The organism is Amphritea japonica ATCC BAA-1530, from assembly GCF_016592435.1.
Lineage (GTDB): Bacteria > Pseudomonadota > Gammaproteobacteria > Pseudomonadales > Balneatricaceae > Amphritea > Amphritea japonica.
In genome coordinates this window covers 620,321-645,838 of record NZ_AP014545.1, presented here as the reverse complement: position 1 = coordinate 645,838, position 25,518 = coordinate 620,321, and the positions used below count along the sequence as shown (strand labels likewise).

The 25,518-nt window shown below is 47.7% G+C and carries 19 protein-coding genes and 1 pseudogene; 8 read left to right on the top strand and 12 right to left on the bottom strand.

Annotated elements, in window-relative coordinates:
- Window positions 1–31: 31 nt before the first annotated feature.
- From fliE to AMJAP_RS02955, 5 genes are all read right to left on the bottom strand, one after another.
- Window positions 32–385: a flagellar hook-basal body complex protein FliE gene (fliE, locus tag AMJAP_RS02975; RefSeq protein ID WP_019622978.1), complete on the bottom strand. Its 354-nt coding sequence runs from the start codon at window positions 383–385 to the stop codon at window positions 32–34.
- Window positions 386–557: 172 nt separating this feature from the next.
- Window positions 558–1,184 (bottom strand): 3'-5' exonuclease, encoded by a 627-nt coding sequence (locus AMJAP_RS02970; protein WP_040404959.1) that lies wholly within the window; start codon window positions 1,182–1,184, stop codon window positions 558–560.
- Window positions 1,185–1,192: 8 nt separating this feature from the next.
- Window positions 1,193–3,022: a DUF294 nucleotidyltransferase-like domain-containing protein gene (locus AMJAP_RS02965; protein ID WP_019622980.1), complete on the bottom strand. Its 1,830-nt coding sequence runs from the start codon at window positions 3,020–3,022 to the stop codon at window positions 1,193–1,195.
- Window positions 3,023–3,189: 167 nt separating this feature from the next.
- Window positions 3,190–4,998, bottom strand: coding sequence for a sodium:solute symporter family protein (locus AMJAP_RS02960; protein ID WP_019622981.1), 1,809 nt, complete (start codon window positions 4,996–4,998; stop codon window positions 3,190–3,192).
- A 31-nt stretch (window positions 4,999–5,029) separates the two neighbouring features.
- Window positions 5,030–5,287, bottom strand: a complete 258-nt coding sequence (locus tag AMJAP_RS02955; RefSeq protein WP_019622982.1) for a DUF4212 domain-containing protein — start codon at window positions 5,285–5,287, stop codon at window positions 5,030–5,032.
- Window positions 5,288–5,564: 277 nt separating this feature from the next.
- Here AMJAP_RS02955 and AMJAP_RS02950 point away from each other — a divergent pair, with 277 nt between their 5' ends.
- Together AMJAP_RS02950 and AMJAP_RS02945 are read left to right on the top strand one after the other, a co-directional pair.
- Window positions 5,565–9,506, top strand: a complete 3,942-nt coding sequence (locus AMJAP_RS02950) for a hybrid sensor histidine kinase/response regulator (RefSeq protein WP_019622983.1) — start codon at window positions 5,565–5,567, stop codon at window positions 9,504–9,506.
- Window positions 9,503–10,273 (top strand): trypsin-like serine peptidase, encoded by a 771-nt coding sequence (locus AMJAP_RS02945; protein ID WP_019622984.1) that lies wholly within the window; start codon window positions 9,503–9,505, stop codon window positions 10,271–10,273. Before AMJAP_RS02950 ends, AMJAP_RS02945 begins: the two co-directional genes overlap by 4 nt.
- Before the next feature lie 60 nt (window positions 10,274–10,333).
- On the opposite strand, the gene AMJAP_RS02940 is transcribed toward AMJAP_RS02945, so the two are convergent.
- The 5 genes from AMJAP_RS02940 to AMJAP_RS02920 all read right to left on the bottom strand — a co-directional run bounded on the left by AMJAP_RS02940 (window position 10,334) and on the right by AMJAP_RS02920 (window position 17,475).
- Window positions 10,334–10,999 (bottom strand): response regulator transcription factor, encoded by a 666-nt coding sequence (locus AMJAP_RS02940; RefSeq protein WP_019622985.1) that lies wholly within the window; start codon window positions 10,997–10,999, stop codon window positions 10,334–10,336.
- A 188-nt stretch (window positions 11,000–11,187) separates the two neighbouring features.
- Complete coding sequence (gene acs, locus AMJAP_RS02935; RefSeq protein WP_019622986.1) at window positions 11,188–13,137, bottom strand: acetate--CoA ligase; 1,950 nt, start codon at window positions 13,135–13,137, stop codon at window positions 11,188–11,190.
- Between the two features lie 308 nt (window positions 13,138–13,445).
- The gene (locus AMJAP_RS02930) at window positions 13,446–14,819 is read right to left on the bottom strand and encodes a sigma-54-dependent transcriptional regulator (RefSeq protein WP_019622987.1); all 1,374 of its coding nucleotides are present in this window, start codon (window positions 14,817–14,819) and stop codon (window positions 13,446–13,448) included.
- A 78-nt stretch (window positions 14,820–14,897) separates the two neighbouring features.
- The gene (locus AMJAP_RS02925; protein ID WP_019622988.1) at window positions 14,898–16,019 is read right to left on the bottom strand and encodes a sensor histidine kinase; all 1,122 of its coding nucleotides are present in this window, start codon (window positions 16,017–16,019) and stop codon (window positions 14,898–14,900) included.
- Complete coding sequence (locus AMJAP_RS02920; RefSeq protein WP_019622989.1) at window positions 16,000–17,475, bottom strand: sigma-54 interaction domain-containing protein; 1,476 nt, start codon at window positions 17,473–17,475, stop codon at window positions 16,000–16,002. Before AMJAP_RS02920 ends, AMJAP_RS02925 begins: the two co-directional genes overlap by 20 nt.
- 425 nt (window positions 17,476–17,900) lie before the next feature.
- Between AMJAP_RS02920 and AMJAP_RS17860 the strand changes: the two are divergent.
- From AMJAP_RS17860 to AMJAP_RS02895, 6 genes and pseudogenes are all read left to right on the top strand, one after another.
- Window positions 17,901–18,836, top strand: a pseudogene (locus tag AMJAP_RS17860) (flagellin N-terminal helical domain-containing protein); the annotation flags it as partial.
- 168 nt (window positions 18,837–19,004) lie between these two features.
- Window positions 19,005–19,430, top strand: coding sequence for a flagellin (locus tag AMJAP_RS17855; protein ID WP_376787805.1), 426 nt, complete (start codon window positions 19,005–19,007; stop codon window positions 19,428–19,430).
- 67 nt (window positions 19,431–19,497) lie between these two features.
- The gene (locus tag AMJAP_RS02910; protein WP_019622991.1) at window positions 19,498–19,869 is read left to right on the top strand and encodes a flagellar protein FlaG; all 372 of its coding nucleotides are present in this window, start codon (window positions 19,498–19,500) and stop codon (window positions 19,867–19,869) included.
- A 46-nt stretch (window positions 19,870–19,915) separates the two neighbouring features.
- Window positions 19,916–21,319: a flagellar filament capping protein FliD gene (fliD, locus tag AMJAP_RS02905; protein ID WP_019622992.1), complete on the top strand. Its 1,404-nt coding sequence runs from the start codon at window positions 19,916–19,918 to the stop codon at window positions 21,317–21,319.
- Between the two features lie 55 nt (window positions 21,320–21,374).
- Window positions 21,375–21,788 carry a flagellar export chaperone FliS gene (gene fliS / locus AMJAP_RS02900; RefSeq protein ID WP_019622993.1) on the top strand — a complete coding sequence of 138 codons (414 nt, stop codon included), beginning with the start codon at window positions 21,375–21,377 and terminating at the stop codon, window positions 21,786–21,788.
- 3 nt (window positions 21,789–21,791) lie between these two features.
- Entirely contained in the window at window positions 21,792–22,166 is a 375-nt protein-coding gene (locus tag AMJAP_RS02895) for a hypothetical protein (RefSeq protein WP_019622994.1), read from the top strand.
- Window positions 22,167–22,233: 67 nt separating this feature from the next.
- Here AMJAP_RS02895 and flgL read toward each other — a convergent pair whose 3' ends face one another.
- Complete coding sequence (flgL, locus tag AMJAP_RS02890) at window positions 22,234–23,490, bottom strand: flagellar hook-associated protein FlgL (RefSeq protein WP_019622995.1); 1,257 nt, start codon at window positions 23,488–23,490, stop codon at window positions 22,234–22,236.
- 22 nt (window positions 23,491–23,512) lie between these two features.
- The gene (gene flgK, locus AMJAP_RS02885; RefSeq protein WP_019622996.1) at window positions 23,513–25,498 is read right to left on the bottom strand and encodes a flagellar hook-associated protein FlgK; all 1,986 of its coding nucleotides are present in this window, start codon (window positions 25,496–25,498) and stop codon (window positions 23,513–23,515) included.
- Window positions 25,499–25,518: the final 20 nt, after the last annotated feature.

Genomic DNA, 25,518 nt, shown 5'->3' with positions numbered 1-25,518 from the left:
GCTAATTATTATTCTATATTGACCAGTCAAATCAGATCGGCATTTTCATAACATCTTCATAGGCAGAAACCATGCGGTTTCGCACCTGAGTCAGCGCCTGAAATGATACCGACGCTTTTTCCATACTAATCATTACCTGGTGCAGATCGACACCTTCAACGCCTTTTTCATAAGCCGTTGCCAAACTTTTTGCCTGAGCCTGAGAATTATTGATGCCATCAATCGCACCTTTAAACATATCAGCAAAGCTTTCGCCCTCCTGAGACTCAGTAACCGCACGAATACCCTGAGGGCGATTCATATCAGGCGAAGGCCCCTGTTGAGCCTGCGTCTTTAATTCTCGCATCTGCTGCAATACTGAATTTATATCTGCACGCTCAATCATACCCACCTCAATAATGGCAATATATTGACATTATAAGTTTGAACCGCCACTTAGCAAGCACCAAAACAACTTATTCGCCAATTTTATGACACAAACATATGTCAAAATTTAATCCCTACCATACATAAAGCAAAAAACGGGCCATAGGCCCGTTTGTTTTTTGACATCAAATCTATCCCGCTTTCGGCGGCTCACCATAATTCAACCGCACATACATCAGTGCTACCGTGATCGCATCACCCAGTGCCGTATGACGCTCCAACATCGGAATATCCAAACATTTAGAGATCGTATCAAACCGAAGATCAACATCCCCGCCCACATGCCGCCACTTAATAATATCGTGATACACATGGGACAACTCAATCGCCTTGCCTGGCAAACCAAAGCCATACCTTGGACGCAGATATTTCTCCAGCATGCGTACATCATAATTAACGTAGTAACCGAGAATAGGCCGGTTACCAATGAATTCCAGCACTTGTTCCAGCGCCTCATCCATATAAACACCATCAACCAGATCAGCAGCACGAATCTTATGGATTTTAATGGAATCACCGGTAAGACTCTTTGGTGGCCTAAGCTTAATATCCAGCCGCTCGCTGGTCATCACCTTACGCCCTTTAATCTTAACCGCACCAATTGAAAGAATCTCACCCTCCTTCACATTCAAACTGGTCGTTTCGCAATCCAGCGAAACGACTTCGTCACCTTCATAAGGCGTGAACAGGTGCGCATATGGTCCATTTTTATGATCCATACGCTCTTTCATTTTTCTTATTGTTCTTGGAATAATCATATTCCGTACTATCCTCCCAGGTGATACCGGAGTGTCAGACTCTTTTTAAAGCCTTTGACAATATGCATGCCATCTCGAAGCAGATCTCTCTCCATTTTATCCAATGAAGACAGCTCAAGGATATTAGGCGTTTGGTCTACTCCATCTTCAGCATCATCAATCCGTTTCACCTGCTGCTTCAAACGAGTCTGAATAAACAATGCCAGCGCCTCAGCAAGCTCACGACCATGCTCTTCCTTCATCTGACCGATTTCAACCAAAGCCTCAATCCGTTTGAAGGTATTAGTTTCCAGAATTTTATATTGCAACGCCATTGCCCGAATGCCATGCACGACAGGAAAGATACCGGCCTTTTTAACGTCCAGCTCACCTTTATCCTTTAGATTTCCAAAGAAAGTTAACGGCGTATCAAACTCTAATGACGCTTTAGCAAAATGGGAGAAAAACACATCATTATTTTGCAGATGACGCATAAACCAGTTTCTGGATGTCTTAAACAGCGCCGCATTACCTGCAACAGGATGCGCATCAACCGCAATGGCCAGATTCATCTGCGCCTCGCCTTCGCATCGATAAGACCAATCACTTAACTGCTGCGTCCACTCGCCTATCGATTTAACCCAGGCAGGATTAGAAACCATTATATTTCCCGGACACTCAGGGAAACCAAATGAAATCAACGTTTCAGTAAAGAGCTGCATCGTCTCCTGCATACCAGGCCACTGCAAACCATCACGATAGATCAGCGCATTATCCTGATCCGTCTTCATAATCTGCTCGCCACGCCCCTCACTTCCCATGACAATCAGGCACACATGAGGCTGCATATCCGCAGGCACAATCAAGTCAAATAGCTTGGCTATGACACGACCATTCATGGCAGCAATCAGATCCATAGCAAAACGCGCTTTCACGCCGTGCGTCACTAACCCCTTTATCAGGTCATTCAATCCATGAGCCGCCTCATGAAGATCCTCTATCGTTTTCGCCCGCTCAATCCGTAAGCCGATAACATGAGAGTGACTGGAGAAGTAACTCAGCACATCCGTTAATTCGATAATACCGGTAAGCTGATTATCATCCATCACCACGACCCGCTCGATATGCTGCTGAGTCATTGTAATCAGTGCGTTAAACAGATAATCATCTGAGGTGGTGGATATCAGTCGATAACTGGCTATATCAGCAACATCCGCAGTCAAGTCAAGCCGATCAATCACAACCGCATTAAGCAGATCTGTACCCGTAACCATTCCATATCGGTTGCCACGCTTAACCAATACACAGTCCGCATGCTTTTCCCGCATCAATACCGTTGCGTCCGTGATTGATGCTCCCTCAGGCACAATCAAAGGCTCACGAATCAAGCCATCTTTGACCTGCGCAAGCATAAACTCCGCCATGTCCTGATCGCCGCCTTCCTGCGCCTGAATCTCTGTCTTGGCAGACAGGCTTTGCTGAAAGTAATCACCAAAACGGCTATTGCCTGCACACAACTCCAACAAGGCTTTAGTCGGCAAAATGTGACATATAGTTTCTTCTTCAGCGATGAAGTTATGAATAGCAGTACCACGAATAGCCGACCAGGCACCAAAGTAGTCTTCATTAGCGTAGTGCACAAAAACCTGCTCTTGCTTCTCCTCACCTTCGACAGCCACATCACTTTCACCAACCCGCCCCTTGAAGATTACGTAAACCCCCTCAGGCACATCACCAGCAGCAAGAAGAACTTCACCGGACTGGTAGTAGCCGATATCCAGACTTGAGCGTAGATACTCCTGCTCTCGCTCTGACAGCAAGCTGAACGGCATATTTTCCATTTTAAAAGATGATGGCATAGACAATCTCCCCAACCTAAAGCTGTTACAAAATTTCTGATTAAAGCGCTAAGACATAGCCCTTTAGGCTGAAACTCTGTTGTAACTTAAAATTCGGTCACAAAAAAGAAAAAAGGCGCACCAACCCTCGCTGGTGCGCCTTGCATTTAGTCAGATCTATTCAGATCTTAGTGTGCGTGAGCCTGACCAGCACCCCGTGGTACACGGATGTTTTCAACGATTTCCTGAATCTCCGCTGGAGGAGGAGGAGTCATCATTGAAACAACATACGCCACGATGAAGTTCAGTACCATACCAATAGCACCGAAGCCACCAGTAGAGATACCCAGGAACAGGTCCGCTTTATCGCCACCCATGAAGGTGAAGTAGATCATGTAAGCCATAGTAGAGCCCAGACCTACACACATACCTGCAATAGCACCTTCTTTGTTCATGCGCTTATTGAAGATACCCATCACGATAACCGGGAACACAGAGGAAGAAGCCAGACCAAAGGCCAGTGCCACTACCTGCGCCACAAATCCGGGCGGATTAATACCGAAGTAACCTGCTATACAGATAGCCACCACTGCTGCCAGACGGGCATACATCAGCTCCTGCTTCTCAGAGATATTCGGATTAATAATCGTCTTCATCAAGTCATGCGCTATCGCGGTAGAGATTACCAGCAACAAGCCTGCCGCAGTCGATAGTGCCGCAGCAACCGCACCCGCAGCAACCAACGCAATTACCCAGTTAGGCAACTGAGCGATCTCAGGGTTAGCCAGTACCATGATGTCACGGTCAACGTATACTTCGTTGGCAAATGGAACACCTGGCTTAGCAGTAGGGTTTGCATGTGCGTTAGTTACCGCACGCTCACCGTGCTCACCACGAGCATCGCCATCGTAAGCAGGCTTACCTTTAGCGCCGTTAAACGCCGCACCAGCAGCATACTGAACTTTGCCGTCACCGTTATAATCGTGCCATCCTAACAGACCCGCATTTTCCCAGTTCTTGAACCAGGTAGGCATAGTCTCATAAGAAGTACCCGCATTATCAGCACCGTTGATAGTCTGAATCAGGTTTACACGACCGAAACCAGCAACACCCGGTACAGTTGTGTACAGGATAGCGATAAAGATCAGAGCCCAACCAGCAGAAGTACGCGCATCTTTTACACGTGGAACCGTGAAGAAACGAACGATTACGTGTGGCAGACCTGCAGTACCAGCCATCAGAGCCGCTGTCAGACAGAAGATATCAACAGTTGATTTTTTGCCTGCCGTATATTCAGCAAAACCTAAATCAATCGATAATTTATCCAGGGTTGCCAATACTGACAGACCGGAATCCAGCGTCGCACCCAGACCAACCTGTGGCAGGAAGTGACCGGTAACCTGCATAGACATGAAGATTGCTGGAACCATGAACGCCAGAATCAGTACACAGTACTGAGCTACCTGAGTATAGGTAATACCTTTCATTCCACCCAATACAGCGTAGAAGAATACGATTGCCATACCGATAACAACACCCGTGTTGATATCAACGTGCAGGTAACGAGAAAATACGATACCAACACCACGCATCTGACCCGCAACGTAAGTAAAGGAGATTACGATAGTACAGATAATCGCAATCAGGCGCGCCGTTTTGGAGTAGTAACGATCACCAACAAAATCAGGAATCGTAAACTTACCAAACTTACGCAGATAAGGAGCAAGCAGCATCGCCAGCAGCACGTAACCACCAGTCCAGCCCATCAGGTAAGCCGCACCATCACGACCGATGAAAGACACCAGACCCGCCAAGGAGATAAAGGAAGCAGCTGACATCCAGTCTGCAGCAGTTGCCATACCGTTTGCGACTGGGTGTACACCACCGCCCGCTACGTAAAATTCTTTTGTTGACCCGGCACGGGCCCAGATAGCGATACCGATATAGAGGACAAAAGATCCCCCTATAAACAGGTAAGTAAGTAGATCAAGACTCATATAATTTTCCTCAGTTCAATTCTTATTGTTCTTATTCGTGAACGTCGTATTTTTCATCTAGTTTGTTCATGCTGGCTACATACATCCAGATCAGAGCAACATAGATGAAGATTGAGCCCTGTTGAGCGATCCAGAAACCCAGCGAGAAGCCGAAAAACGGAATTGCATCCAGGGTATCAACAAGCAAGATCCCACACACATAAGACACTACAAACCAGACAGAGAGGTAGGTAGTGATAATGCGCAGGTTTTCGGACCAGTAGGCCGAAGCATTGTCTTGGGTAGACATTGGCACCATCCTTATTTTTTGTTATTAGGTTAAGTAAAAGTTGTGGACAGATAGAATTTAACAAACTGCTTTGGCAAACAAATCCCCTACTTTGGTCTGACCCACGCCCCTTAATCACAGCCAAAACGGCCGCAGCCCAAGCCCTCCGCGACATCCAGCCATTCACAAAAAACCGTTAAAACTCAAAGCGCTAGACAAAGGTATAAGAGCTGTAGGGAAGTTAGGATGAGTTCAGGTACACTAGGCCTTCCACCAAAGTAACAACGGTAGCCTTACTATGCTTTCCGGCGGCTCAATCATTCTTATATCTCTGGCCTATGTCGGCCTGCTGTTTGCCATCGCCTATTTTGGCGACCGCAGCGCCAAAGGACGTTCATACGCCAACAATCCGGTCATCTATTCGCTATCTCTGGCAATCTACTGCTCGTCCTGGACATTCTACGGAGCCGTCGGGCGCGCCTCAGTCAGCGGCTGGGAGTTTCTCGCAACCTATTTAGGGCCAGCTATCGTATTTATCTTTGGCTGGCGCATCATTGAGAAAATCATTCTTGTCAGCAAACAACAGAACACTACATCCATCGCAGACTTTCTCTCCTCCCGCTATGGCAAAAGCCAGGCATTAGCCGTATTGGTAACTGTGATTGCCGTTTTCGGCACTATTCCCTACATCGCCATGCAGCTCAAAGCGGTCGCTATCAGCTATAACGCCATTGCACCCGGGGCCACCGAAGCACTAAGCAAGGGCAGCGATACTGCGCTGTTCGTCGCACTAATAATGGCAGTCTTTACCATCCTCTTTGGTACTCGCCATATCGATGCTACCGAACACCACGAAGGCATGGTACTGGCAGTAGCCTTTGAGTCCATCGTCAAACTCACAGCTTTTCTGGCCGTAGGTCTGATGGTCACTTTTCATATCTTCGACGGCGTGCCAGACCTGATTGATAATATCCGCAGCCAACTGCACAGCAACGCAAACTTCAGCAACCCCCTGAACGAGACCTTCCTTGGAAATAGCTTCTTAACTGAGATTCTCTTAGCCTGTGCTGCAATTCTCTGCCTGCCCCGACAGTTTCACGTTACTATCGTTGAAAACACCCATCTTGAGCACTTGAAGACCGCCCGATGGCTGTTCCCTCTCTATATACTTCTGCTATCCCTGTTTGTTTTACCCATAGCTACCGCCGGAATGACATACTTCGACCCCAATACGGTTGATGCTGACACTTTTGTACTGATGCTCCCTCTGCAAGAGGGTTACAAAGACCTGGCTACGTTTGCGTTTATTGGAGGCTTATCGGCGGCGACCAGCATGGTAATCGTTGCCTCTATCACCCTATCGACAATGGTGTGTAACGATATAGTTATGCCACTATTACTCCGGGTTTCATGGTTAAAGCTCTCGAAAAATAAAGACCTGGGCGCAATGCTACTCAGGGTCAGACGCATCACTATTATCTGCCTGATGATCCTGGCTTACTTCTACTACCGAATCCTGGGTGATCAGGGCACTCTCGCCTCATTTGGCTTATTAGCCTTTGTCGCTTCCGCCCAGTTTATACCCGGCTTGCTCGGCGGCGTTTACTGGAAAACAGGCTCCCGCCACGGCGTACTGGCGGGCCTGTCTGCAGGCTTTTTGATCTGGCTTTATACTCTGGTTTTCCCAACCATGGCCAACGCCGGCTTAATGCCAACATCATTCTTAGAAGCTGGTTTGTTTGGCTCCGATCTATTAAAGCCAACACAACTGTTCGGCCTCCCCAAAATGGACCCCCTCACCCACGGCGCTTTCTGGAGCATCTCCGTCAACACCTTGCTGTACTTCCTGGTATCAAGGTACAGCCCCCAAAGACTCATTGATCGCATTCAGGCCAGCGCCTTCGTCGACGTTTACAATAAAGACCTGTCAGAACCCTCTAAAGTATTTAGCCATGCAACGGTAGGCGACCTACAAATCCTGACTGAACGCTTCCTCGGCATCAGCAGAACACAGCACGCTTTTACCGGCTTCGCCCTCAAAGCAGGTCTTGAGCCTTTGCTCTCAGGAGACAAAGCCAGCTCAGAACTTATTCAGTTTACTGAGCGTTTGTTAGCCGGCGTCATTGGCGCATCCTCTGCCCGTATCGTGCTTGCTTCAACCCTGCGGGGTAAAGACATGCAGATCGGCGATGTAGTAACCATCGTTGATGAAGCCTCGCAGGCACTTCGCTTTAACCGTTCCCTGCTGCAGTCAACTATCGAAAACATCACTATGGGCATCAGCGTAGTCGACCAGCAGATGCGACTTGTGGCCTGGAATCGACGCTATATCGAGATGTTTGAGTACCCCGAAGGACTGGTATGCGTAGGCCGGCCGATAGAAGAAATTTTTCGCTATAACGCCACCAAAGGCGAATATGGTGAAGGCCAGATTAACGATCACGTCGAGAGCCGCCTTAATATACTGAGAGAAGGTAAAGCCCATTCTTATGAGCGGCACCGAATGGACGGCTCGGTACTGGAAGTTAAAGGCAACAGAATGCCTAACGGTGGTTTTGTTAACACCTATATGGATATTACAGAACATAAACGGGTACAGGAGGCTCTGCGAGAAAGCGAACAAAATGTTCGTAACTATACCGATAACGTACCGGTTCTGATCGCTTTCCTCGATACGGAGCGCAATTTCCGCTTTGTCAATAAAGCCTATGCCCGCACCTTCGGTCTGGACCGACATAACATCGCCGGCACATCAAGCAAAGACACCTTATCAAAACAGGAGTTTAAGATACGTAAACCCTATATCAGCAAAGTATTACAGGGTGAGCGACAGCGCTTTGAAACCGAGCTGCCATCAACGGATGATCAGATACGCTATGCAGAAGTAACCTATATACCGCACTTCAACGAAGCCAAAGAAATACTCGGTTACTTTACGTTGTACCAGGATATTACCGAGCGCCGCAAGGCGGAGCAGTTACTACAGGAAACCAATGAAAACTTGGAGTTACGGGTACATGAACGGACTCACACTCTATCCGTTGTAAACAAAGAACTACGCAAAGAAAATACCATTCGTTCCCTGATCGAGGATGAATTACGACAGGCAAAATTCGATGCTGATGCTGCCAACCTGGGCAAAACCCGGTTTCTGGCAGCAGCCAGTCATGATTTACTTCAGCCCCTGAATGCTGCAAGACTATTTATCTCCGCCCTGGCTCAGCAACAACACAACATTGAGACACGACAACTGGTCGACAACCTAGACGGCTCATTGAAAGCTGCAGAAGGCCTGATAACCACCATTCTGGATATATCCAAACTAGATGCCGGCGCACTGGAACCCAACCTCAGCCACTTTTCAATCGACACCATGTTCGACAACCTCAGCGCTGAATTCACTGCACTGGCAGAAGAAAAGAACCTCAGTTTTCACTTTGTAAAATGCTGTCAGGTCGTTCACTCAGATCAGCAACTGTTACGCCGAATTCTGCAGAACTTTCTTTCCAACGCGATCCGTTATACTCAACAGGGCAAGATACTACTCGGCTGTCGACGACGGGGAAATAAACTTCAGATTGAGGTATGGGATACCGGTGTCGGCATTGCCGAGAACAAACTGGGAGAAGTATTTGAAGAATTCCGCCGCATTGACAATCCGAAACATTCTCAGGTTGACGGACTAGGACTGGGACTGGCGATTACCGAACGTATAGCCCTGATGCTTCATCACCCACTTAACGTGCGCTCCTGGCCAGGTAAAGGCACCGTTTTCAGCGTCAACGTACCGCTAGGCGATAAAACTAAAGCAGTAAAAGCACGCCCCGAAAAACGTGGCTGGACCCGCAGTAAAGCACTAGAGGGCATCAAGGTTCTCGTAATTGATAATGAACCGAAAATTCTGGAAGGAATGAGCGCTCTGCTCCAGGGCTGGTCCTGCTCTGTACTCACCGCCATCTCCGCCATAGAAGCAAAAGACCAGATACTTGAACAAGAGTTTATGCCGGACATCATCCTCGCTGACTACCACCTTGACGAAACACGTACCGGCATCATGGCACTACAGGAACTAGGCGAACTCTGGCACCACCCAATACCCGCTGTCGTCATTACCGCCGATCGTACCGATGCTGTCAAAGAAGAGATCGCTGAAACTCAGGCTGAATTACTACACAAGCCGATCAAGCCCGCCGCTCTGAGAGCCGTTATTAGCAAATTGATCGCTTCAGCCAGGGTATGACACTGATACCCGCTACTTTATTGCTGATATGCTGCACCGGCCTTGCATACAACCAGTGCAGCTATGCAGCTGAAGACGTAAAAGACGGGAGCGCATGGCAAACTATCGCTCCAACCAGCTACCCAATGCAACGTAAATGGGTAAGCAGCGAAGCACACCCCTGGCGAATGATCGGCAGAATCAACCTGGCAGGCAGAGGCCATTGCACTGCCACCCTGGTCAGCGCTAATCAGGCATTAACCTCAGCTCACTGCCTCTGGAACAGCAATACTGGTAAATGGTTTCCAGCCCAGTACATTACTTTCGTTGCCGGCGCCGAAAAAGATACATTTCAGGGCCTGAGTACCGCTTCAGGGTACACAATCGCCCCCGACTTCAATCCCCATACACTTAACTCAGCAGAGCTCATCAAACATGACTGGGCACTACTGACTTTAAACAAACCGCTTGGCACCCTGTTAGGCCATCTACCCCTGGCGGCTGAACATATGATGACTATCGGCCAAGAAATATCCCAGGCTGGTTACCGGGCAGATCGACCCTATGTATTAACCGTTGAAGACCGTTGCAGCATCACCCAGGCCTACGAAAACAGAGCAATACTCCGCACCAACTGCAACACTCTGGAAGGTGACTCTGGTGGGCCTGTATTAGTTAAACAGAACAAGCAGTGGGTATTGATGGGCATCCATCGCGGACGAACTATTAATAATCAAAGCCTGGTTATCAGTGCTAACAATTTTAGCGAATTCATTACCGGCAACTAAAAACAAAAAAGCGCACCCAAGGTGCGCTTTATCATTTCATACTTAACAACAGCAATTATATCAGCCCATATCTGTTTTTGGCGGATCCACACAGAGCCGCTGAGCAGCAATAACTGCCTGGGTGCGACTATGAACACCCAGCTTACGAAGTATCGCTGTTACGTGCGCCTTGATCGTGGCTTCAGATACATTTAGCTCATAAGCGATCTGCTTGTTCAGTAGTCCCTCGGTTAACATCGTTAACACCCGAAACTGCTGCGGCGTCAGCGAAGCAAGGTTCGCAGCAAATTTCTGATCTTCCTCAGTGACATCAACAACACCCTCGGCAATCTCTTCCGGCAACCATTCCTCACCTTCTAAAATCGTTGTTATCGCTTCAGCAATAACATCTAAAGGAGATGATTTAGGAATAAAGCCCGATGCACCGTAGTCCAGCGCCCGTTTCATCACTGAAGCCTCTTCACTACCGGACACAACCACCACGGGAATCCCCGGGTTTTGCCCACGCAGAAATACCAGCCCGGTAAAACCGTTTGTACCCGGCATATGCAGATCAAGCAATACCAGATCAGCATCAGAGTGACTATCGACAGCAGCCTGAACGGCTTCCAGAGAATCGGCTTCGACGATTTCAACGCCAGGAACAGCCTGTGTAACGGCTTGTTTAAGCGCCGCTCGGAACAGCGGATGGTCATCCGCGATGATTATCTTCTGCGCTAGTTGCATTAAGTTAATCTCCCTCCTTACCCGCTCTCAATCCGTGAAAACGTGCAATATATCCGCTTTTAAAGTGTCAAGCCTGATGGCTGCACCCACATATATTAACACCACTTTTAAAGCAAAACTCCCCCCCGATCATAAAAATCGAGAGGGAGTTCACTAATTGGAATCCGACGTTTATGTCGGAGTCACAATTACTTACGGTTCATTCGATGCTCAATCAGGTCATCAACAACTGACGGATCTGCCAGCGTAGAAGTATCACCCAACGCATCAAAATCATTCTCAGCAATCTTACGCAGGATACGGCGCATGATTTTACCCGAACGCGTTTTAGGCATACCTGGAGAGAATTGAATCAAATCAGGTGAGGCGATCGGACCGATCTCAGAACGAACATGCATACGCAGCTCTTTCAGCAACTCATCAGATTGCTCAAAGCCAGACTGCAGGGTTACATAAACGTAGATACCCTGACCCTTAACTTCATGGGGATAACCTACAACCGCTGCTTCAGCAACCGCAGGGTGGGCTACCAGCGCAGATTCAACTTCTGCAGTACCCATTCGATGACCCGATACGTTGATTACATCATCAACACGACCCGTGATCCAGTAGTAGTCATCTTCATCACGACGAGCGCCATCACCGGTAGTGTAAACACCCTTATACGTCGTAAAGTAAGTCTGGATAAAGCGCTCATGATCACCCCAGATTGAACGACTCTGACCAGGCCAGGAATCTTTAATAACCAGGTTACCATCAGTCGCACCTTCCAGCTCTTTACCATCAGCATCAAGCAACGCTGGCTGAACACCGAAGAACGGACGAGAAGCTGCACCCGGCTTAGCCGCAGTCGCACCCGGCAATGGCATAATCATCATGCCGCCAGTCTCAGTCTGCCACCAGGTATCAACGATTGGGCAACGGTTTTGACCGATGATCCGATAGTACCAGTCCCAGGCTTCAGGGTTGATCGGCTCACCCACAGAACCCAGAATACGCAGACTGGACAGATCAGAGTCACCCAGCACATCTTCACCCTGCTGCATCAGCGCACGAATCGCTGTTGGCGCAGTGTAGAACTGGTTAACCTTATGCTTTTCAATAACACGACCAAAGCGACTGTTATCAGGATAGCTTGGTACACCTTCAAACATCAAAGAGGTTCCGCCGTTAGCCAGTGGGCCGTAGACAATATAACTATGACCCGTTACCCAGCCGACATCTGCAGTACACCAGTAGATATCGCCATCTTTATAATCAAATGCGTACTCATGGGTCATCGCCGCATACACCATGTAACCACCAGTGGTGTGCTTCAAACCTTTTGGCGCACCGGTAGAACCCGAGGTGTACAGAATAAACATCGGCGCTTCAGCTTCCATCTCTTCTGCAGGGCAGTCAGCAGACGCATCAGCAACCAGGTCTTCGTACCAAACATCAACATCATTCCAGGCGACATCCTGTTCAACCCGCTTAACAACGATAACACTCTCAACCAGCGCTTTCGCCGCATCATGCTCAAGCGCTTTATCAACGTTCAGCTTCAGCGGAACCGACTTACCGGCACGCAGGGAATAGTTAGAGGTAACAACAACTTTAGATTTTGCACCTTCGATACGCGCAGCCAGCGCTTCAGGAGAGAAACCACCAAATACGATTGAGTGCACCGCGCCAATACGCGTACAGGCCAGCATCGCTACAGCCGCTTCTGGAATCATCGGCATATAAAGGGTTACAACATCACCCTTTTCAACACCCCGAGCTTTCAGAGCGTTAGAGAATTTACAAACACGCTCATGCAGGTCGCGGTAGGTAATATTTTCAGAGTCACTTGGGTCGTCACCTTCCCAGATAATAGCAACCTGATCACCACGGGTTTCCAGATGACGATCCAGACAGTTGTACGAAGCGTTCAGCGTACCGTCTTCAAACCAGCGGATATCGACATTATGCGGATCAAAAGTTGTATTTTTAACCTTAGTGTAGGGCTTAAACCAGTCCAGCCGCTTGCCTTCTTCGCCCCAAAACGTATCCGGATCATTGATGGACTGTTCGTACATCGCCAGATATTTTTCATTATTGATATGTGCAGACGCAGCCAGCTCTTCACTAACCGGATATACCTTAGAATCGCTCATTTATAATGCCCTTAGCTTATTATTTATTCTTGCAGTAGCGGTAACCCGATACCAGATATTCATCTGGCTCAGATCACATCTCCCTATCCCTGCCCAGCCGATATTATTATTCTTGCGGTGAGACAAATCAGGTCACTAAACCCCAGGACAAACAAGCTGCCCTGAAATCTGTAAAATCAGAGGTTAACTTTATAATAAATGGTTGATTACAGCATAATTAGACATTGGTCTATCCGGCACCGGCCATTAGTCGTAGAGCCCTTATTTTCTACAACTATAGTCGCTAAATTTCGAGAAAATAAAGGATTTTACCCCTTTAGCTCAGCATCAAGATCGATCCCAGCCTCTCTCATCTTAGCCAATTTATAGCGTAACGTTCGTGGGCTGATTCCTAACTTATCAGCTGCGTCCTTCCGGCTCCCCCCAGTCTCCCGAAGCGTATCAACAATTAGCTGAAACTCATGCTGTTTCATATCATTACCCAGCTGACTACTATCGACCTGGTTCAGGCTGACAGAATTTATCCGCCCGGCCATATCAGCCGCATGCATACTACCCGGCTGAATATGAAGATCCGCAGGGCCAATCAACGCTCCCTGCTGCAAGATCAGCGACCGCTGAATAATATTATCCAATTCACGCACATTACCTGGCCAGAGGTGGGATTGAAGAACACGCTGAGCGTCATCACTCATAGAAACAGCTGTGCGATTCATTTTACGAGAGTACTTAGCCAGCAACCGCTGAGCCAAAGGCACAATATCAGCTACTCGCTCCCTCAGAGGCAACCACTGCAATGGGAATACATTAAGGCGATAGTAAAGATCTTCCCTGAACTTATGCTCCGCGACATATTCTTCCAATTTTCGGTTGGTGGTCGCTAATATCCGCACATCAAGATTGATAACCTTGCGACCACCAACCCTTTCTACCTGCTGCTCCTGCAATACCCGCAACAACTTAGCCTGCAATCCCAGATCCATCTCTGAGATCTCATCCAAAAGAATAGTGCCACCATTCGCCTGCTCAAACTTACCCGGATTACTACTATAAGCGCCGGTAAACGCCCCTTTCTCGTGACCAAAAAGCGTTGCTTCCAGCATATTCTCAGGTATTGCAGCACAGTTAATCGCCACAAAAGGCTTATCAGCTCGCGGAGAATGCATGTGGATATACTGAGCCAGCACCTCTTTACCGGTACCGCTCTCACCCGTAATCAGCACTGTAGAATCGGTTTCCGCCACCCGGCGAGCCACTTGTAGCAACTGTTTACTACTGGTTTCTTCCGCTACAGGCTGCAGGTTACTCTGTTCATTTATCTGAGTACCGGTATAGCGTTTAATCACCTCAATCAACGCATCCGGTGCAAAAGGCTTCATCAGGTAATCCACAGCACCGCTTCGTATCGCATCGACCGCTTTGTTAACCTGACCGTATGCGGTAATCAACATCACTGGCAAGCAGGGGTGAGTTTGCAGTATTTTTTCCAACAACTGGTGCCCATCCATCCCCCCCATATTGACGTCACTTACCACCATATCCACCGGATACTCGGCAATAACTTCCAGCGCACGCTCGCCAGAATCTGCTTCCAGGTATTCAAAACCGGCCAACTCGAGAGTATCCACCAGCGCCTCGCGCAGATCAGCGTCATCTTCTACCACTAATATTTGAATACTCATAAGTTACCCGGCCCTGCCTTCATTATTGTCGGTATTACAGCTTTGCAATTTACTTCACAGAAAGTACTGCTCAGTATGTTAATCAACTTCTTCATTCATCTGATAAGGAATCAAAAATCCGGCTTGCGTGCCTATTCCCGGCTGAGACCGCAACATAAATTCACCATGATGCGCTTTCGCAACGACCTGAGCGACAGCCAACCCCAACCCCGTGCCATGAGACTTAGTCGAGAAAAACGGCTCCATCACTTTATTGCACAACTCAGCATCCATACCCGGGCCGTTATCACGCACCTCTATACCCAGTTTATCGCCAACCAGTCGCGCTTCGATAACCAGCTCAGTTCCCTTACCCCCGGCCTGAAGGGCATTATTCACCAAATTCATAATGGCACCCAACAGCGAATCTTTATTACAGTGCAGCTGAAGATCTGACACATGATTAATACAATCACAGTCAGCATCCCAACTATGCAGAGGCATATCCAGGGCATCTTCCAATTCACGAAAAAGCTCAGCAATACTCAACTGATCTTCTAATCGGGTCTCCCCCCGGGCAAAAATCAGCATGTCCCGAACCTGCAATTCCAGATTATCCAGGCGAGACTTTACCTTCCCGGCAAACTTAATTCGCTGCTCTGGACGCAGTTCCGGCTTCATTAGGTGACTGGCATACAAAAGGGCTGCAGATAGCGGGGTACGCACCTGATGCGCCAGTGAGGCCATCATCCGCCCCATTTCAGACAATCGCTGAAAATGCGCCAAACGCCCCTGCAACAAGCGCGTTTCAGTTTGATCGGTCAACATCACCAACTGACCCGCTTCATTCTCAAGCGAGCGGGTCTGTAAACCCACCCGACGACCACTTTTCAATGACACTTCATGGCCATCATCACTGCGCGGGGCAAAGCTACGGTTAATAACCGATACCCATTTTTCGCCCTGCAACGGTCCGTCCAGCAATTTATCTGATGCCTGATTGCAGAGACTTACCTCTCCCCGGCTATCGATCACCAGAATACCTGCGGGCAGTAAATTCAGCAGATCATCCAAACGCCCTGAAGTTCGTAAGTGATCTTGCTCAGCATCCTGTTTATCACGCTGTAACTGATCTAACTGCGCCTGTAGTTCAGCCACCTGTGCCTGTAAGGCATTTATCTCTTTATCGACAGCGCTCATGTTATTTTCGCTGAATCCCATATTTACGCATCTTTTCAACTAATGTCGTCCGACGAATCTGTAACAAATCCGCCGCGCGGGCGACCACACCAGCAGTTTGATCTAACGCCTGATTAATATAGCCCCGCTCAATCTTTTCCAAATACAGCTTCAAATCCATCCCCTGCTCGGGGAGCTCATTCAGTACCTGTCCGATACTTTCACCACCAGAGGACCCGGACACTACCGCATCAGCATTAATATCGGGGCGCTGACCATTGCCTTTATATAACCCAGGATCAGGCTCTTCAATATGACGAAATTTTTCAGGCAATTCCCGGACCCCAATCACCGCATCCGGATACAAAATAGCTAACCGCTCAATGAGATTGGCCAGTTCGCGAATATTTCCAGCCCAGTCATGTTGTTGCAACGAACGAATCGCCGCCGGATGAAAACGCAGCCGGCCAAACCCCTCCTTAGCCAGCCGACGGGTAAACTCATCGACTAAAGGCGGAATATCTTCGATTCTGGAACGCAGACGGGGCATATCAATAGGAAAAACATTCAGTCGGTAATACAGATCTTCACGAAAACTGCCATCGATAATCATCTGATCCAGATCTTTATGGGTCGCCGCTATAATGCGCACATCACAGTCAATGGTCTGACTGCCCCCCACCCGTTCAAAACAACGCTCCTGCAGTACTCGCAGCAATTTCACCTGCATCGGCAGCGGCATATCGCCGATCTCATCCAGAAATAGCGTGCCACCATTGGCCAGCTCAAACCGCCCCGCCCGGGAACTGATCGCGCCGGTGAAGGCCCCTTTCTCATGGCCAAACAGTTCACTCTCAAGCAGATCTGCAGGGATAGCTCCGCAGTTAACCGGCACGAAAGGGCCTGCCGAACGTTTTGACGCTTTATGCAGGTTATTAGCAACAATCTCTTTACCAGTGCCGCTATCCCCGGTGATAAGGACGTTCACATCCCGACCCGCCACCTGACTGATCATTTTGCGCACCAGTGCCATCGCCTCACTGTGTCCTACCATTCCCTCAAACTGACTGGCTACCGACTTAGGTGAAAAGAGATCCGGCTGGCCAGCATACTGAAGCTGTAGCTGTCGATAGATCAACGCTCGGTGCAACATTACCGTTAAGGCTTCCAGGTCAGCATCAGGATTAAGACGACCTATAATTTTTTCCTGGAGATTCTGTGAGAGCTGGTCCAACTCCGGCCAGGGGGAGATAGCAATGACAGGCAGTTTGTCATCTAGCTGATCAAACTGATGTATCAGTTTTTCTAACGAGATAGGAAGCGAGCAATGCCCCAGCCAGATAACGGATCGGTCACCGGGCTCTGTTATATCGCCCTGCAACCAGGACACATAATCGGTGGTTGTATGAGTGATATCAGCAAAGCTAAGCCGTTCTGATAGCTGCGCCCTGGAACTCGCATCATCATCTATAAATATTATCTGTAACGGGCTACCCATAACGATACCAAACTAACCGATATTAAAGTGAGAGAGTCTGATGAATATCACTACAAACTCTATTACGTCAAATTTATGACATAACAAAGCAAAAGACAACCTATGGCGGCGATGTTTTTTTGACGCTTAAATACGATCTAACGATTAAGGTCTTGAGCAATCTCCTTTATTAGAGCAGCTTTAAGAGAAGCACACACAAAATGGGTAATCACTTTTTCAGCCTTAAACCCTCGTAATATAAGGGATTTAATAAAAACACCCAATAAATATTACTTTTTCTTTAACACCCCCCTAAAGTTTCAAAACAGTGCGCCGTTAACCCTTTCACGACATAAATTATTAGTGAGGTGGCGCTGCCGCCTCGAAAGCTCAAAAAAACCAACCGGGGGGACTCCAATAACCGGTTAGGTTAAGGAGATGATCAAATGGCTGTTATCAATACAAACATCGCTTCACTAAACGCTCAAAACAACCTGAGCAAATCTCAAAACGATCTGCAGACATCTCTACAACGTCTGTCTTCTGGTCTGCGTATCAACAGTGCAAAAGATGATGCGGCAGGTCTTGCGATCTCCGACCGAATGACTTCACAGATTCGTGGTCTTAACCAGGCAGTTCGTAACGCGAACGATGGTATCTCTCTGGCACAAACCGCTGAAGGCGCGCTGTCTGAATCATCAAACATTCTGCAACGTATGCGTGAGCTGGCTATCCAGTCTGCCAACGATACTAACAGTGCATCTGACCGTTCTAACCTGCAGAAAGAGGTTGCTCAGCTACAGTCTGAACTTAACCGTATTTCTGAAACAACCACATTCAACAGTAAAAATATTCTCGATGGCAGTTTCACAACCGCTAAATTCCATGTTGGTGCTAATGCAAACGAAACCATTGATGTAAGCATCAAATCTTCAGCTGCAACTGATATGGGAGCGTACGCTGTTGCATCTGAAGGCAACACCGGGATAGCTGCGGCGGGCTCTGCAACTCTAGGTGATATTGCTCGTACAGCAGAAACAGTTACAGTTGCTGGACCACTTGGCTCTCAAGATGTAGCTTTTGCAGTTGCGGACTCAGCTAAACAGCTGGCCGATAAAGTAAATGGCACTGATACCGGCGTTACTGCAACAGCAAGCACTTCAGTTGATATCACTGCAGGCGCTCAACTATCGAATGGTGATTCGCTCAGTCTGACTCTTGGCTCTTACACTACCGCTGCTAACACCATCGGTACTGCGAAAGTATTTGACGTTGTTGTCAACGATACAAGTGATCTTACCGATGTAGCTGCTGCAATAAATGCTGAAAGCGCCTCAACCGGTATTACTGCTACTCTATCAGATGATTTGGCAACAGTAACTCTGACAAATTCTCAGGGTCACAACATAGGCATTACTGATGTAAATGATGGTGACGGCGTTGCTGATGCTGCTCTTTTAGGCGCTAAAACTACCGGCAATGATGGAACTACTATCACCACAACCAATCTTGGAGATGTCATAACCACAAACGCTTCCACTGAAGCTCTGATGGTTTCTGGTACAGTTTCTTTCTCTGCTTCTGCTGATTTTACAATTTCATCTAGCACTGGAACTGGCTCTATGCTGTCTAACAATGCTAATGGATTAGACGCAACTCTAAGTTCTGTAGCAGATGTAGACATAAGCACTCAAGTAGGTTCAAACAACGCTCTTTCAGTCATTGACCAAGCGCTGGCCTTCATCTCTGAATCCCGAGCAGACCTAGGTGCGGTTCAGAACCGCCTAGAAAGCACAATTTCCAACCTAAGCAGCATCAGTGAGAACGTTTCTGCGGCACGGTCTCGAATTCAGGATGCAGACTTTGCGGCTGAAACTGCCAACCTGACTAAGAACCAGATTCTGCAACAGGCAGGTACAGCGATGCTGGCTCAGGCAAATACTTTGCCACAGGGCGTACTGTCTCTGCTACAGTAAGCATAAAGCAAAACTAGAAAAGGGCGGGCTTTGCCCGCCTTTTTTAGCTGAGATAAGGAGGTAAATCATGTCCAGTGAAATACAAATTTCTTCCGCTCAGGCCAATCTGAAGCCCGCTGTCGACACACAGGTCAATACCGAGCAGGCCCAGCAGACTCAACAACAGCCAGTTGAAAAAGCGGCTACGCCAAGTCCGGCAGAACTGTCCGAACAAAACTCTGAAGCGCTGCATGAAACAGTAGCGGCAATTAATGACTTTATGTCGCAGTTCAAGCGTACCCTCAACTTCTCGGTTGATATTGCTGCGGGACAGACGATAATCAAGGTCATCGATACATCCAACGATGAATTAGTACGTCAGATTCCATCGGAAGACTTTATCGCAATCAGTAAACACATTGAGCAGATGAATAATCTGCTGTTTAGCGAGAAGGCGTAACCCGCCTTCCTGCTTCTCTAATAGAGAATAGTAAGACGAGGTTGTTATGGCCATTTCATCCCCCGGTATCGGTTCTGGTATCGATATCAAAAATATTGTTCCCGACCTGGTTGCAGCTGAACGCGAGCCCACGCTTAACCGCCTCGCTCAAAAAGAGGCCAACCTTCAGGCAGAACTATCTGCTGTTGGCATTCTTAAGAGTGCTTTATCAGAATTTCAAAGTAAGTTCAGCGGATTAAATGACGCCACTACCTTTAGTAACCGTACCTCGTCATCTTCTGATGCAGAAACTGCCAGTTTCAGCGCTGATAACGATGCCGCTGTAGGTAGCTATTCACTGGAAGTCACCAGCCTCGCAAGCTCTCAGAAACTGGTGACGCAACAAGACTATGTTGTGAACGAAGGTACACTTGAATTTACCGATGCAGGGGGAAGCTTTTCAGTCACCCTTGATGCGACCAACAATACGACCATTGAAAGCGTGCGTGATGCCATCAACAACGCTGAAGATAATATCGGTGTAACGGCAACTATTCTAAATGTGAACGGCAGCGCCCGATTGGTGTTCACCGCGAATGAAACCGGCGCCGACAATGCACTAACCATCACCGGCACTAACACCGACGGTAATACTGATCTCGCAAATTACAATTACAGCGCAGGCGCTGCCGATATTAATGGAGACATAGCCGGCTTTTACGACCAGGTAACGGCCGCCGCTGACGCTGTCTTCAGCGTTGACGGTCAGTCAATGACCAGCGTAACGAACAGCATCACCGATGTAATACCCGATGCGACCATTACGCTTAAAGACAGTAATGTTGGCGAGCCCATTACGCTCTCTATCAGTGAAAACACCAGCGCCATCAAAAATCAGATCACCACATTAGTTGAAGGTTATAACGAGCTGATCGCGCTGATCAATGAGCAGACCAGCTACAACGCTGAAACAGAAGCATCCGGCACGCTGTTTGGTGACTCACTGATTAACAACATTGAACGGCAGATTCGTAGCACCCTGACAGATCGCATTGAAAACAGCGAGAGCAGCTATACATCGCTGGCATCCATCGGCATTACGACCAACAGTGACGGCACTCTTGAGCTGGACGACGGCAAGCTGGATACTGCGCTGACCGATGACTATGCCGGTGTAACAACACTGTTTTCAGACGACCCTAACGGCGTCGCCTTTAAAGTCGATATCATTCTGGAGAACTACCTTCAGACCAGCGGTACCATTGATGGCCGCACAGATTCGATAAACGATAAACTAAAAGATATAACCGAAGAGCGTACTGCACTTGATTACCGTAGCGCTAAATTGGAAGCTCGCCTATTTAAGCAGTTTAACGCGATGGATCTGATCGTTGCTCAGCTTAATTCAACTGGCCAGTGGCTAACCTCAGCTTTGGATAATCTGCCCGGCGTAGTCCGCGAGTCTAAATAACTTTTTACAGGCTTGAGTGAAAGCATCCGGGCCTGGCACATTTTAAGGAAACATCATGAATCGTAACCTTGCTTCTCAGCAGTATCAGAAAGTAAGCCTTAACTCCGCACTTGCGCATGCCACACCCCACCAGCAGGTACTGATGCTGATGAACGGCACTCTAGAGCGTATCGCGGCCGCTAAGGGCGCTATCGAGCGCCAGGACACAGAACTCAAGGGCACATGCCTGAGCAAAGCGATCTCTATCCTGGGAGGCCTGCAGGCTTCTCTGAGCGATACCGAAAACAATGAGATCGCTCAGAATCTTGATAACCTCTATATCTATATGGCAGACACGCTTATGAAAGCCAATGTGGAATCTTCCGTAGAGAAGCTGGATGAGGTCACGCAACTGATGCTGGAAGTTAAATCCGCTTGGGAGCAGATCCCTGCTGAGCACCACAACACCCAAAGCCCTGTGGAAAAATAATCCATGACTCAGTACAGCCCTGCCGCCACCCTGTGGCTGCAGGGGTTTGCAGCAACAGAACGTCTACAACAAGATATATTTGCGAGTTTAAAAGCAGAGAATGTTAGTCATGAGCCTGATGGTGATGGTGATGGTAGCGATGACTCTCTATCTGATCTGATTCAACAACAAGATACGCTTATTCGCCAACTACCCTTTGATCGATTAACCCTTCAGGATGTGGAAGTATTGAAAAGCAAGATCGCACGGTTACAGACAAATCATCAAACCCTCGTTGAGGCGATCAGCATCCGGCGTCAGTCCCTCCTGGATCAATCCAGTCAGAGCAAGAAAGCTAATCGCAGTATTAAAGCGTATCAGCAAGCACAAGATCTGTAAGATCAACCTCGAAAACCAGCCATAAAAAAGCCCGGTATTTCCGGGCTTTTTTATGGCTGAACTGCTATCAGTTTATATAGTTAAACAAGCTTAGATTCTGAATCTTTGCAAAGCTGCCATAAGCCGCATTCAAAGCGGTCTCCTGCAGGGTAAACTGGCTAATCGCTTCGTTGTAATCTAAGTCTTGAAAAGATGACCGTGCATCTTTTGTATGCAGCAGGAACTCTGTATTCACATCCTGCTGCGCATCCATGGTATTGATCCGACCGCCAATACTACCGCGGGTTTCGATATTCTTTTCCTGTATGCTTTCCATCTGCAGTAATGCACGGCTGACGGCGCTATTCAATTTTTCATTACCTTCCGGATCACTTTCTGTACTTATATTTTTAAGTGCAGAGCTTAGTTCATGAACCATATTAAGAATATTAGTACGTTGATCTTCAGTATTGATAACAACAGGACCATTCACCTTTGGAGCGTCTATAATTAAACTTGCCCCTTCAAATTCAATCACATCTCCCGGCAAATATTCAATATTACTAAGTTGAACAGGAGGGTCACCACTAAAAACAGGATCTCCATTTGCATCTTCCACACTATAACGCGGGTTATTGCCTACACCACCGACATTACCAAAAGAGATAACTGCAGGCCCACGAGTATCATTAAATGCCTGGAAAGCCACATTATCCGTAATTAGCTGCTCTGAAAAGTGTGACGCTTGATTTCCTGTCTGTTGCGAAATAGTAAGAACACCTTCAACATTCTCAAATATCTCAAACCCAGAGTCGGTCGACGCCATTTTGCTGTCCGGGCCAATCTGAATAGAGCGCCGCCCTTCATCACCATTAAAGATATACTTATCGGTTGCACCATCATAGCTATAAGCGGCATCAAAGCCTTTATAACCCGAAAACAGATACTCACCCTGTACATCTTTGGTATTCAGCAAACCGAACAACTGTTTTTCAAGCTCATCCAACTCAGTAGCAATCAAAGCGCGGTCCGTATCAGATACCGCTCCGCTATTGGCCTGTATCGCCAACTCTTTCACTCTTACTGTCGCATCATTCACAGCATCTAGCGTTGTCTCTTCGAGACTAAGTCGACGGCGAGAGATATCAATATTGTCCTGATACTGCTCAGTTTTCTCAACTTCTTTAGTCAACTTAAGAATCTGAGCGGATGCTAGCGGGTCATCCGACGGCTTCAGAATACGTTTACCGGTTGAAAGCTGTTGCTGGATCTCATACAGGCTATTACTCGTGCTGGTAATATTATCAGCACTGCGATTGAATATCTGAGCGGTTGAAATTCGCATAATCTACACCTCACTCTGCTGCTTAAATACTTTGCAACAGGGTATCAAAAATTGTCTGAGACACATTTATCAGTTTGGCAGAAGCACTATAGGCTTGCTGATACTGCACCAGCTTAGTTGCTTCTTCGTCCAGATTGACGCCGCTAATAGAGTCACGTTGATTGACACTGACATCCAGTACCGCCTGACTCGCCTGAGCATTGATTTGTGCCACATTCGTTGCTGTTCCAATATTAGTAACCAAAGCTCCGTAAACATCCTGATAGGACGAACCTTCAATCAGTTTGGCAAGCTGTAGGTCAGACATCGCCAATGCATTGCGATTATCCGACACACCTCCGGTATTGTAGTTAACAGAGAATCTATCACCCACTGCCGGATTATTACTGAGCGTAACCTCATAACCATCTAACGCTATCGCTTCCCCTGCGACATAATTACCAGTCGCCATCACGGTTGCAGTACCTTGCTCATAAACAGTGTATATAAGACCCGTACCTGGATCAGAGATTTCAATATCTATCGCAGGAGTCATCGTTCCCGCAGTACCAAATGTAGACGTCGTCACATCGGTGGCCGCCACTGAAATCGTACCGGTACCAGTATTATCAATGGAACGGCTCGCGCTGAGGGGTGCAGCCAGCGCAAGATCTCGAGGATCCGTCAGCGCCACAGCAAAATCAGACGCGCCGTTGCGTACCGGGCGAATCATAAAGGCATCACCCCCCGCAAAAGAGGTCTGAGCATTTAAAGATAACTTAAATCCATCAACTTGAACTGTCAGCTCATTGGTGCCCGTATCCCAATAGTACTCACCATCCTGATTAACATCTGCCGCCGAGGTCGCTAGTGCAAACGAACTTTGAGTCAGTAGAGCGCCGTCTGATTCACGAGTCAGCGTAAAAGAGTTCTGAGTATTAAATATCAGCTCATACTCAGAGGCTTTCAATGCTTGAACATCGGTAATTTGAACCAAATCCTGCTGTATGATCGAATTATTCGAAGTAGAAGCGCTAACCCTGGCATCCATCAGTTCAAAGTCATTAATATCACGAAATAATAGCCCACCTAATTCGCCATCAAGGTCCACTCCCAGGGCATGCTGATCATTCATGGAGTCAGAGAACGCCATGACAATCCGACCTAACTCGTTAGCTGCATTGGCCAGACTCGATTCACGATACTCAATCAGACCGCCTAACTGGCCGCCGGAAATTTTATCTGTCAGCAGATTACCGCGAGAACCTATTTCAACAGCAACTTCATTTTTTGTGGCATCAGGAGTTCCCTGTACGGAGACTAACCTCTGGCCCCGATCATTAAGCACCAGAGGCTGGCCATCACCAATATAAATATCGACAGAACCGTTCGCATCAAAAGAGGTAGAGATATCAACAAATCCAGCTAGCTGCTCAATAAGCAGATCCCGCTGATCATACATCTCATTAGGTACAGAGTTGGAAGCAGAAAAACGCTCAATATCTTCATTCAGGCTGGCAATTTGCGGCGTTATGCTATTAATTTGAGAAATAACGCCATCTATTTGCCCATTAATAGAATCGTTTTGACGCGTCAGGCTGACATCCATCGCATTGATTCGGTTTTGCAGGGCATCAGCCTGGGCCAGAAAAAGCTGTCGTGCTGGCAGAGAAGTTGGATCATCGACTGCCGTTTGCAAAGCCCCAAAATACTCATTCATCGCATTCGACAAACTTGTACTTTCTGCAGCTAATAAGTTATCCAGCTCGTTAGCAAAACTTTCCATCTTGCTATAAAAGCTCTGGTTACTGGTATCAGACCATACCTGGCGGACCATGAACTGATCAGAGATCCGCTCAATATCATTGACGAAAACACCGCCCCGGTCTTGCAAACTGACAAAATCAACACGCTGACGACTATAGCCGTCAGTATTCACGTTACTGATATTCTGGCCAACCGTATTCAACGCGGACTGATTGGCTTGTAACGCCTGATTACCAATGCTTAACAAATTAAATGAAGACATACATAACTCCCGGGAACACT